The organism is Actinomycetota bacterium, from assembly GCA_030776625.1.
Classification (GTDB): domain Bacteria; phylum Actinomycetota; class CADDZG01; order CADDZG01; family WHSQ01; genus MB1-2.
Genome location: JALYHL010000012.1, coordinates 62,763 through 73,645 on the forward strand (window position 1 = coordinate 62,763; position 10,883 = coordinate 73,645).

A 10,883-nucleotide genomic window follows, 5' to 3' on the forward strand; every position below is an offset into this window, starting at 1 on the left:
GCGCTGTGTCGGCGAAACGCGGCGCCTCGCGGCGTTCTCGGTCGGCCGAATAGCTCCACTATTCAGCCTCCCTGCGGCCTTGCGAGGACTTGCCTTTCACTCGACACAGCATCGCCAACGCCACCACCGGAGGCACTGGGTTAACCGTGCTCCGGCGCAGCGATCAGCTGGTACTCCGGGTTCAAGATCTGGAGCTGGCGTCCGCGACCTTCACCCACCGTGCCTTCGAGGATCAGTCCGTTCCCTAGACCGATACCCGACAGCTTGTGGCGCCCCAGCCACTTCACGACGAGCCTTCCGCTCCCGTCGTCGATGGTTGCCTCGATAGACCCGCTGCCCTCGCGCGGGTCTATGCGAACGTTCTGGATGACGCCTGCGATCTTGCAGCGACACCGGCATTGGGCGTCTGCGATCGGGACCGTTCCCGGCACCGACGCCGCCCACTCCCGCAGGTGTTCCGCTCGTATCTCTTGCGCCGGACGAGCCAGCTTTTCGAGCAAGTCCTTGAAGAATGTCACGAGGGGCAAGTATGGCAGTATCGCCCGGCGCCGACGCTCGCCATAGGAGGAACGAAACGCGTGCACGTCATCATCGCCGGCTGCGGCCGGGTCGGCTCCGAGCTGGCGACGAACCTTCAGCGACTCGGCCACACCATCTCGATCATCGACAAGAACCGGAAAGCGTTCGAGCGGTTGAAGGCCGACTTCTCGGGCAACAAGGTCGTCGGGTTCGCGTTCGATAGAGAGGTGCTGTCCGAAGCAGGGATCGAGGAAGCAGCTGCGTTCGCTTCGGTCACGAGCGGCGACAACTCGAACATCCTCGCGGCACGGGTGGCGAAGGACCACTACCGGGTCCCCCACGTGGTCGCGAGGATCTACGACCCGCGCCGGGCGCAGATCTACCAACGTCTCGGGATCCAGACGGTGGCCACCGTCAGGTGGACGACGGACCAGATCCTCAGGTCGTTGATCCCTGACGAGGTTCCGGTCGAGTACACAGTCGACAACGGCGAGGTCGTAGTGACCGCGCTCGCCGCGCCGGGCGAGATCGTGGGAAGGAAGGCTCTGGAGGTTGACCACGCAGGTCTCAGGCGTGTGGTCGCCGTCAGCCGCTTCGGCGTTCCGCGCATCCCGGACAAGAACTTCACGATCCAAGACGGCGACATCCTGTACGTATCCGCGGCGCGCGGGCACCTGACCGATATGGATGGCGAGATCAAGAAGGTCGGGCAGCCCGAATGAAGCAGAAAGCCATCCGGATCGCGATCGCGGGAGCTGGAAACGTCGGGAGCTACGTGGCCAAAGACCTGCGAGCGAAAGGTCACGACGTCGTGCTGATCGAGCAGAACGAGGACCTCATCGAGTCGCTTCGCGGCGAGCTGGATGTCAGCTGGGTCCGCGGCGACGCCTGCGAGGTCCACACGCTGGACTCGGCGGTCCTCACCTCGTGCGAGGTCATGGTCGCCGCCACCGGCGATGACGAGGACAACCTCGTGATCGCGCTGTTGGCGAAGCAGGAGTTCACGGTCCCCCGGGTCATCGCTAGGGTCAATCACCCCGACAACGAGTGGCTGTTCACCGAGACCTGGGGTGTGGACGTCGCGGTCAGCACGCCGCACCTCTTGACGTCTCTGGTCGAGGAGGCTGTGTCGGTCGGCGACCTCGTCCGGCTCCTGCACCTCGAGAAGGGAAAGGTGTCGCTACTAGAGGTGACGCTGGCGGAGGGGTCGCCTGCAGAGGGCAAGACCGTGGGCGACCTGAAGATGCCGCCCGATTGCACGCTCGTGGCCGTCGTTCGGGATCGGCACGTGATCGCGCCGACGAAGGAGACGCCGCTTCATCCCGGCGACGAGGTGATGGCGCTGGCTGCACCCGAGGCAGAGAGCGACCTGAAGCGCGAGCTCACCGGCGACTAGCGCGTGGACAGAAGTCACGCGCTCGAGATCGCCCGGAAGTACACCGACAAGGAGATCACCTACCGACACCTGATCTCGGTCGAGGGCGTGATGCGCGCTCTCGCCCGGCACTTCGGTGAGGACGAACAGAGGTGGGGATACGCGGGATTGTTCCACGACCTCGACTACGACAAGACCGCCGACGACTTCGAGCGCCACACCGAGCTCACGGTGGAGTGGCTGCGCTCAGAGGGCTATTCGGACGAGGGCGTCCTGAACGCCATAGTCGCCCACAAAGAGGAACGATTCCGCACCGACCTGATGTCGCAAGCGATCGTGCACGCCGACGCGGTGGCGGGTCTGCTGGTGGCGAGCGCGCTGGTGCGACCGGAGAAGGCCGCGGGGATGAAGGTGTCTTCGGTGAAGAAGAAACTGAAAGAGAAGTCGTTTGCCCCCGGGGTCGAGCGCGAGGAGATCAGGGAGGTCGAAGACAAGATCGGCATCCCGATGGACGAGTTCATCGCGATATCCATCGGCGGCCTGCAAGAGGTCGCCGCCGAGATCGACCTCGCCTAGTCCGCGTCGGGCGCGGCCGCAGCGGCCGCCTGGGCCTGCTTGCGGCGCCTGAGGTACCAGATCCCAGCGGTCAGCACGAGAGCGAGTCCGATCAGCAGCGTCGGCAGATCGAAGTAATCGAGGACCCGCTCCCAGTTCTCACCCACGACCACACCCAGGTATGCGAGCCCGAACGTCCATGGCACGACCCCGAGGAACGTGTACACGCTGAACTTGCCGATGGGCATCTTCGCGATCCCAGCGGGGAGCGAGATGAAGGTCCGGATCACCGGCAGCAACCGGCTGAAGAACGTCGCCGCCTCGCCGTGGCGGTCCCACCAGACCTCCGCCCGGTCGACATCGTGGCTTCGGATCAAGACGTACCGCCCGTAACGATCGAGCACGGCGCGGCCGGTCTTGCGCCCGATGGCGTAGGCGACCCAGGACCCGACCATGTTCCCCGCGACCCCCGCGACCCCGACCCAGAAAAGATCCAGCGACCCCTCCGCGGCGTAGAAGCCGCCGGCCAGCATCGTGACCTCGCTGGGGAACGGGATCAGCGCGGATTCGAGGAGCATGAGGACGAATATCGCGAGGTATCCGTAGTCCTCGACCCACCCCTCCATCAGCTGGATCAAGGGCTCTACCAGGGCTTCCATCGGCTGGGATGGTAGTCGCGGGCGCGGCCGAAACAAGCTCCGGGAAGCTCCCCCGGCGCGGCGTCGTTGTTGACAGCGACTGATATCAATGCGATAGAGGCCTCCGCAGGGCCGCCGTCAGAGCGGGTCCGGGAGAGAGCCGCCCCCCATGCAGAAGGAGCTCCGTGGCGAAGAACCTGGTCATCGTCGAGTCACCGGCGAAGGCGAAAACGATCGGCAAGATCCTCGGGAAGGACTTCCTCGTGGAGTCCTCGATCGGCCACGTGCGCGACCTCCCGGAGAACGCGTCCGAGATACCTGCCGCCTATAAGAACGAGTCGTGGGCGAAGAAGCTCGGCGTCGACGTCGAGAACGACTTCAAGCCGCTCTACGTGGTCCCGCGCAAGAAGAAGGCGCAGGTGACGAAGCTGAAGCAGCTCCTGAAGCAAGCCGAGAACCTGTTCCTGGCCACGGATGAGGATCGCGAGGGCGAGTCGATCGCGTGGCACCTGCTCGAGGTGCTGTCGCCGCAGGTCCCGGTGAAGCGGATGGTCTTCCACGAGATCACGGCTCAGGCGATCCGGGAGGCGGTGGAGAACCCGCGCGACCTAGACCGGCGCCTCGTCGACGCGCAGGAGGGCCGCCGGATCCTCGACCGGCTGTTCGGCTTCGAGGTCTCGCCGGTCCTGTGGAAGAAGGTCATGCCCGGCTTGTCGGCGGGTCGCGTGCAGAGTGTCGCGACGCGCATGATCGTGGAACGCGAAGAGGCGCGGATGCGGTTCCGCGCCGCGTCGTACTGGGATGTAGAAGGACGGTTCACTCCGGCAGCCTCCCCCGACGAGGCCTTCGCAGCGACGCTAGTCGCGATCGACGGAACCCGCGTCGCGACGGGCAAGGACTTCGACGCGCAGGGCCAACTCGTGCGTGGTGACGTCGTGGTCCTCGACGCGGATGGCGCCACCTCGCTGGCGCGCGGCCTCGAACAACCTTCCTTCTCCGTCACCTCGGTTGAGCAGAAGCCGTTCAAGCGGTCGCCGTACGCGCCGTTCATCACCTCGACGCTGCAGCAAGAGGCGGGACGGAAGCTCAACTTCACCGCCAGTCGCACGATGCGGGCCGCGCAGAGCCTGTACGAGAACGGGTTCATCACCTATATGCGAACCGACAGCATCACGCTGTCGGCGGGCGCGATCTCGATCGCGAGAGATCTGGCGAAGAACCTGTATGGCCCCGACTACGTCCCGGAGCAGCCGCGTCGCTACACCAAGAAGTCGAAGAACGCGCAAGAGGCACACGAGGCGATCCGTCCTGCCGGAGAGACCTTCCGGATGCCCGATGAGGTCGCGCGCCAGGTCTCTATCGACGAGGCCCGGCTGTACGAGCTGATCTGGAAGAGAACCGTCGCGTCGCAGATGGCGGACGCGCGCGGCCAGAGCGCGCAGGTGCGTCTCGAAGCGACCGCAGCCGACGGGCGTGACGCCGCCTTCGCAGCGAGCGGAAAGGTCATCACGTTCCCCGGCTTCCTGAAGGCGTACGTCGAGGGCAGCGACGATCCCGACGCGGCCCTCGAGGACCGAGACGTGCGTCTGCCTGCGCTCGAGGAGGGTCAGGCGCTCGAGGCGTCGGACCTGCAGCCCCGGGCTCACGAGACGAAACCTCCGGCGCGCTTCACCGAGGCCTCCTTGGTAAAGCAGCTCGAGGAGATGGGCGTCGGCCGCCCCTCGACCTACGCCAGCATCATCCAGACGATCCAGAGCAGGGGTTACGTGTGGAAGAAGGGCCCGGCCCTGGTCCCTTCCTTGACCGCTTTCTCCGTCGTGCGGTTGTTGAAGGAGCACTTCTCCAGGTTCGTCGACTACGACTTCACCGCCGCGATGGAACAGGACCTGGACGAGATCGCGGCCGGCGAGGAGGAGGCTCTCCCGTGGCTGCGCCGCTTCTACTTCGGCAACGGTCACCCGGGGCTCCACACGATGGTGTCCCAACGTCTTGACCAGATCGACGCGCGCGAGGTGAACTCTGTCTCGATCGGGCGAGACGACTCGGGGCGCGAGATCGTCGCCCGCGCGGGGAGATACGGGCCCTACATCCAGCGCGGTGACGAGACGGTGTCGATCCCGGACGACCTTCCGCTGGACGAGCTCACGGTCGAGCGGGCCGAAGAGCTCCTGGCCGCGCCCAGCAACGACCGTGTGCTCGGGCAGCATCCCGAGACGGGCGAGCCCATCTTTCTCAAGATCGGACGCTTCGGTGCGTACGTGCAGCAAGGCGACATCGAAGAGGGGTCGAAGAAGAAGCCGCGAACGTCGTCGCTGTTCAGCACCATGGATCCGGCGACGGTCACTCTGGAAGACGCCGTCCGGCTGTTGCGTCTGCCGCGCGTGGTGGGGGTCGACCCTGCGGACGGGAAGGAGATCGAGGCGTTGAACGGCCGCTACGGCCCCTACCTCCGGAAGGGAACCGACAGCCGGTCGCTGGAGCGGGAAGAGCAGCTGTTCTCGGTCACGATCGACGAGGCGCTCGCGCTGTTCGCGCAGCCCAAGAAGGGCCGCGGACGTGCGGCCGCCCCTCCTCTGAAGGAGCTAGGGGCCGATCCCGCGACCGGTGCGGAGATCCTCGTGAAGGAGGGCCGTTTCGGCCCCTACGTCACGGATGGGGCAACGAATGCCTCACTGCGTAAGGGCCAAGCTCCCGAAACCATCACGCTCGAGACGGCCGCAGAGATGCTCGCCGAAAAACGCGCCGCGGGGCCGCCGAAGGGCCGCGCGAAGAAGACGACACGCAAGAAGACCAGCCGGAAGAAGACATCGGCGAAGAAGACGACCGCAGACAAGCCCGCTGGTTAACGCAGGTCCCGCCTAGGATGTTGCTCAGGCGAGACTAGGAGGATCCAGATCCAGCCTGCGCACGATCGCCCCGATCTCCGCATCCTCACGAACGAGGGCGAGGATGCCTCTTACCTGTCCCTTTTGAGGAACGGGAACTTCCTGCGGTTCTTCCTCGCCCAGTTCGTGTCGAGCCTGGGCGATTGGATCGGCGTGATCGCCATCGCGGTGTTCGCCAACAAGATCCGTGGACCGGCCGCGGTCGGAATGGTCCTCACCGCCCGCGTCTTGCCGGGCTTCATCATGGGACCGATCGGTGGCGTCATCGCCGACCGCTGGGACCGCAAGAAGACCATGGTCGTGGCCGACCTCATCCGGGCCGCCATCATCTTCTCGCTCCCGTTCTTCCCGAATCTCCTCTACCTCTTGATCGCATCGGTTGCTCTGGAAAGCCTGACGCTCGTGTGGGGTCCGGCGAAGGACGCCTCTCTCCCACACTTCGTGAAGCCGTCGGAGCTCACGCACGCGAACTCGCTGTCGCTGATCGGCGTGTACGCGCCGTGGCCGGTCGCCTCCCTTGTCTACGCATCACTCGCGACATTCGGCGTCTTCCTCGGCCGCACCGTTCCCGCGCTCGAGGGGCTGACGGAGAACACCGAAGCTCTCGCGCTGTGGATGGACTCCCTGACGTTCGCGTTCTCCGCGGTCATGGTCGCGACGCTGACGATCCCGACGACCGTGAACCGCGCCGGCCACCTGGATCTCAAGCAGATCCGTCGCGACCTCTTCGAGGGGCTGAGGTTCGTCGTCAAGCACAAGCAAGTGCGACCCTGGATGCTGGGGATCGCCTTCACGTTCACAGCGGCCGGTGCGGTGTTCTCACTCGGGATCGGCTTCGTCCAAGACGTCCTGGGAGGAGGAGACCGCGGCTTCGCGTTCCTGGTGGGTTTCCTCGGCACCGGGATGATCATCGGACTGCTGGCGGTGGGCGTCCTTGCCCGCTTCATCCAGAAGGACGTGTTGTTCTCGTCGTCGATCCTGCTGTCGGGCGCGAGCTTGATCGGGCTCGCCAGCATGAACAGCCTCGACACCGCCATCCCGCTCGCGAGCACGCTCGGTTTCTTCGGGGGAGCCGCGTACTCGACCGCGTATTCGCTGATGCACGAGAACACCACCGACGAGCTGCGCGGACGAACGTTCAGCGCCGCATACACGGTGATCCGGATCGGGACGCTGTTGGGGCTCGGGATCTTTCCGCTCATCGCGAGCGCGCTCGGCGACAACACGATCGCGGGGGTGGCGGTGCCGGGAAGCCGAGGGACGCTCTGGCTCGCGGGTCTCGTCGCTATCGGTGGCGGCCTCGTCTCTATGCGGGCGATCGGTGAGCGCTCCTCGCAGCCGACCCTGGTGCCCGCTGCCGAGCGAGGCAGCTTCATCGTCTTCGAGGGCGGCGAGGGGGCAGGCAAGACGACTCAGATGGAGGCGCTCGTGCGGTGGCTCGAGGCTCGGGGCGAGGGCGTCGTGACCACGCGGGAGCCCGGCGGCACCAGCATCGGCAACCGGATCCGAGACATCCTGTTGGATCCGTCTGCGGCGGATATGGACGCTCGCGCGGAGGCGCTCCTCTATGCCGCCGACCGAGCCCAACACGTAAAGGACGTGATCCTGCCGGCGCTGCGCGCCGGGAAGACCGTGGTCTCCGACCGGTTCGTGGACTCGTCTCTCGCATACCAGGGCGCGGCCCGAGGCCTCGGGATCGAGGAGATCTATCGCATCAGCGAGTGGGCGACAGGAGGCCTCTTGCCCGACGTCGTCTTCTACCTCGACATCGACCCCGAGACGGGGCTCGGACGGATCGAACAGGAGCCCGACCGGATCGAGAGCGAGAAGAAGGAGTTCCACGAGAAGGTGTCCAGGGGCTACCTCCAGCTGGCTCAGCGATTCTCCTCGCGCTTCGTGGTCCTCGACGCGAACAGGTCTCCAGCGCAGATCCACGCGCGGGTCCTAGAGGTATTGAGCGACCGGAATCTCGGCCGCGTTGTGTCGCTAAGCGATGCCAGCCGCACGATCGGCCGGCCCGGGCCGCTGCCGCGATGACCGTCTGGGATCCCCTGCGCGCCAACGCGTCGATCGATGGATTGGCGCGGCAGGTCTCGGCTCGGGACCTCGCCCACGCCTGGCTCCTGCTGGGGCCGAGCGGCTCCGATAAGGCGGCAGCCGCGACCGCAATCGCGGCGGCGGTGAACTGCGAGGTGGCCCCCGGGGTCGGGTGCGGAGACTGCTCCACTTGCTTGCGCATCCTTCGTCACCGCCACCCCGACGTGCACCACATCGCGCCCGAGGGGACCTTCATCCTGGTCGACCAGATCCGAGACAGCGTCATCTCGGAGGCATCGCGGTCGCCGTTCGAGGGCCGCAGCAAGGTCTTCATCGTGGAAGAGGCGGATCGGATGAACCCCGCCGCCCAGAACGCTCTGCTGAAGACGTTGGAAGAGCCGGGGCCGGGCACCCTGTTCGTCCTTCTCTCCGCGCGTGAGGAGGAGCTTCTCGACACGATCAGGTCCCGCTGCCGTGCGGTGCACCTCCATCGGGTAGCGGAGGAGCACATCGCCCGGGTTCTAACCTCCGAAGGGATACCACCGGAGCGAGCGCTGCTGGCGGCGCGCGTGTGCGAAGGCGACCTCCACCGCGCCCGGGCGCTGACGTCGTCGGACCCGATGTGGGATCGAAGGGCGTTCTGGCTGTCGATCCCGCGCCGTCTCGCGTCGCCGGTGGACGCGCTCGACATCGCGGCAGAGGTGGTCGCAGAGGCGCGTGAGGCCGTAAAGGAAAGAGAGTCGCAGCAGAAGGCCGAGGTCGCGGACCTCGCGGAGGCTATGGGGGAGGGCCGAGGGACGGCAGCGGCGAGGAACGCATTGTCGAAGCGGCACAAGCGAGAGCTCCGACGCGTGGAAGAGAGCGTGCTGGCGGAGGCGCTGGACACGCTCGGCGCGTTCTACCGAGACGTCCTCGCCCTCCGGTTCGGCGGGGAGGCGTTGGCGAACCTCGACGTCATGGACGACCTGCGCGGGTGGGCCGAATCGGATCTAACGGATCTCGCCCTGCTCCAAGCAGTCGAACGATGTGTCACCGCGAGAGCGTCGCTCTCGAAGAACGCGAACGTCACGCTCGCTGTCGAAACCACCATGTTGACCCTCGCTCAACTAGCCCCGCCGGCCTCGAAGGTCGGTGCCCGCCGATAGAGCATTAGGCGGTTGCGGACTCGATGTTCTTTCGACTGATGGGCGTCTCGCTCACCGGCGAAGGGAAGTACAACCAGAATTCTGACCCTCCGCCTTCAGCTGGCTCGTACCACGCACGGCCCCCGTGCGCTTCAGCGACGGCTGCGACGATGGAAAGACCCAAGCCGGAACCCTGACCCGTTGCACCGCCACCTCTGACCAGTGGCTCGAAGATGGTGTGGGTTTCCGCGTCGGGGATGCCCGGGCCGTCGTCTCTAACGATGAGCCGGCACCCATCGGGCGCTTCATCACCGTGGATCGTCACCTCGGGAGGGCTGTCTCCCCTGGACGCATAGCGGTGGGCGTTCACCAACAGGTTGGATATGGCTTGCCGCAACCCGATCGGGTCGACGAACATGGTGTCAGGGACCTCTCCGATGCCGACATCGAGATGCGGGAAGTCGGCAACGATCTCATCCAGGAAGACCCGGGTCGAGACCGGCTCGGGGTTCGGCTTGCCGCTCGCTTGCGCGAGCTTGAGAAGAGAGGTCACCAGAGATTGCCCGCGGTCCGCCTGACGGTGGATCAGCTCGAGGAGCAGCCGCAGATCGTCTCGGGAATCCAGCATCGTCAATGCAACAGACGCGGCTCCTTGAATCGACACGAGCGGATTCTTCAGATCATGGGCGACGCGCGAGTTGAAGGTACTAAGAGACCGGTTGGCCAAAGTCTGGACCTGTTCCCGTTCTCGCAGGTCTTCGTTGCGTCGCCATATCAGCATGCCGGAGGCGCTGGCGCCAAGGATGAATGCTCCATGCACCAAAGCCCATTTCAAGGGGTTCTGAACGGCTGCTGGGTGGTTGAAGACGGTTTCGGGCGCAATCAGGCCGACGATGCCGTGATGGAGCACGACGTAGCCGACCGAAAGGAGGAAAGGCGTCCACTCCTGATAAAGCGTGATCAAGCTGACCATCACGAAGAAGTGGAAGTGGGCCTCGATGGTTCCGCCTGAGAGATGAACGAGGATCGCGGACGCGCTCATCAGCCCAAGCGTGGCCGCGACAGATCGAAATACGCGGCCGGTGTTTGGCAGCGATGCCAGGCTGGCGGCCACTGCGACAATGGCACCCTCAGCGATCGAGTGGAGAAGGCCATATTCGCGGACAACGCCGAAGATGACCAAGCCGATCGCTTGGACCCACAGGAAGATCACGAAGCCGCGATGACGGGAGGTCCACACATCCGGAGGAAGAGGGTTCCCTCGGGGAAGAAAGCCGCGGACGGAGTCCAACGCGCGTTCGATGTATCCGGATGGGAGGGCTTCCTTCAGAAGCATCTGCCACCTCTTACGTCGGAGTCAGGGGTAAAGAGTAATGGTCCGCCGGGGCAGTTGTCATTGGGTTCCAGACTCGACCAGGTCCCGAAGCAAACGCCGTCGCTCCCGCGGCAACCGTTGTCGCTGCTGCTCGCAGTCACTCAGGCAGGTGGGTAGCGGCCAGAGCCGAGGCGATTCTGTTCCTCTGAGGAGCTGATCGCACAAGGGCCGTCTGAACGGCGACGCGGCCCAACTAGAGAGGCCATGGGGCGCGCATCTATCGAAGACCTGGCGCCCGGTAGAGTCTCTTGCTGGACCACGCCGGGGTAGCTCAGTCGGCAGAGCGATTCACTCGTAATGAATAGGTCAGGGGTTCGATTCCCCTCCCCGGCTCTGAGCGCAGCGAAGAGACGAAGTGGGAGGGGATGAGAAACG

The 10,883-nt window shown here is 65.3% G+C and carries 9 protein-coding genes and 1 tRNA gene; 7 read left to right on the forward strand and 3 right to left on the reverse strand.

Annotated features, from left to right (window positions below; genetic code table 11):
• Positions 1–140: 140 nt before the first annotated feature.
• Positions 141–518, reverse strand: coding sequence for an OB-fold nucleic acid binding domain-containing protein (locus tag M3N53_15065; protein MDP9069643.1), 378 nt, complete (start codon positions 516–518; stop codon positions 141–143).
• Between the two features lie 60 nt (positions 519–578).
• On the opposite strand from M3N53_15065, the gene M3N53_15070 reads away from it, so the two are divergent.
• From M3N53_15070 to M3N53_15080, 3 genes are read left to right on the forward strand one after another with little or no spacing between them, the layout of a single operon-like run.
• Positions 579–1,241, forward strand: coding sequence for a TrkA family potassium uptake protein (locus M3N53_15070; protein MDP9069644.1), 663 nt, complete (start codon positions 579–581; stop codon positions 1,239–1,241).
• Positions 1,238–1,915 carry a TrkA family potassium uptake protein gene (locus tag M3N53_15075; GenBank protein ID MDP9069645.1) on the forward strand — a complete coding sequence of 226 codons (678 nt, stop codon included), beginning with the start codon at positions 1,238–1,240 and terminating at the stop codon, positions 1,913–1,915. Before M3N53_15070 ends, M3N53_15075 begins: the two co-directional genes overlap by 4 nt.
• Before the next feature lie 3 nt (positions 1,916–1,918).
• Entirely contained in the window at positions 1,919–2,470 is a 552-nt protein-coding gene (locus M3N53_15080; protein MDP9069646.1) for an HDIG domain-containing protein, read from the forward strand.
• On the opposite strand, the gene M3N53_15085 is transcribed toward M3N53_15080, so the two are convergent.
• On the reverse strand, positions 2,467–3,108 hold the full coding sequence (locus tag M3N53_15085) for a DedA family protein (GenBank protein ID MDP9069647.1): 642 nt from the start codon (positions 3,106–3,108) through the stop codon (positions 2,467–2,469). The genes M3N53_15080 and M3N53_15085 overlap by 4 nt on opposite strands.
• A 164-nt stretch (positions 3,109–3,272) precedes the next feature.
• On the opposite strand from M3N53_15085, the gene topA reads away from it, so the two are divergent.
• From topA to holB, 3 genes are all read left to right on the forward strand, one after another.
• Entirely contained in the window at positions 3,273–5,933 is a 2,661-nt protein-coding gene (gene topA / locus M3N53_15090; GenBank protein ID MDP9069648.1) for a type I DNA topoisomerase, read from the forward strand.
• Positions 5,934–6,056: 123 nt separating this feature from the next.
• Entirely contained in the window at positions 6,057–8,009 is a 1,953-nt protein-coding gene (gene tmk / locus M3N53_15095) for a dTMP kinase (protein ID MDP9069649.1), read from the forward strand.
• On the forward strand, positions 8,006–9,154 hold the full coding sequence (gene holB / locus M3N53_15100; GenBank protein MDP9069650.1) for a DNA polymerase III subunit delta': 1,149 nt from the start codon (positions 8,006–8,008) through the stop codon (positions 9,152–9,154). Before tmk ends, holB begins: the two co-directional genes overlap by 4 nt.
• Before the next feature lie 4 nt (positions 9,155–9,158).
• Here holB and M3N53_15105 read toward each other — a convergent pair whose 3' ends face one another.
• Positions 9,159–10,469: a HAMP domain-containing histidine kinase gene (locus tag M3N53_15105; GenBank protein MDP9069651.1), complete on the reverse strand. Its 1,311-nt coding sequence runs from the start codon at positions 10,467–10,469 to the stop codon at positions 9,159–9,161.
• Between the two features lie 299 nt (positions 10,470–10,768).
• On the opposite strand from M3N53_15105, the gene M3N53_15110 reads away from it, so the two are divergent.
• Positions 10,769–10,841: transfer RNA gene (locus M3N53_15110), tRNA-Thr, on the forward strand.
• Positions 10,842–10,883: the final 42 nt, after the last annotated feature.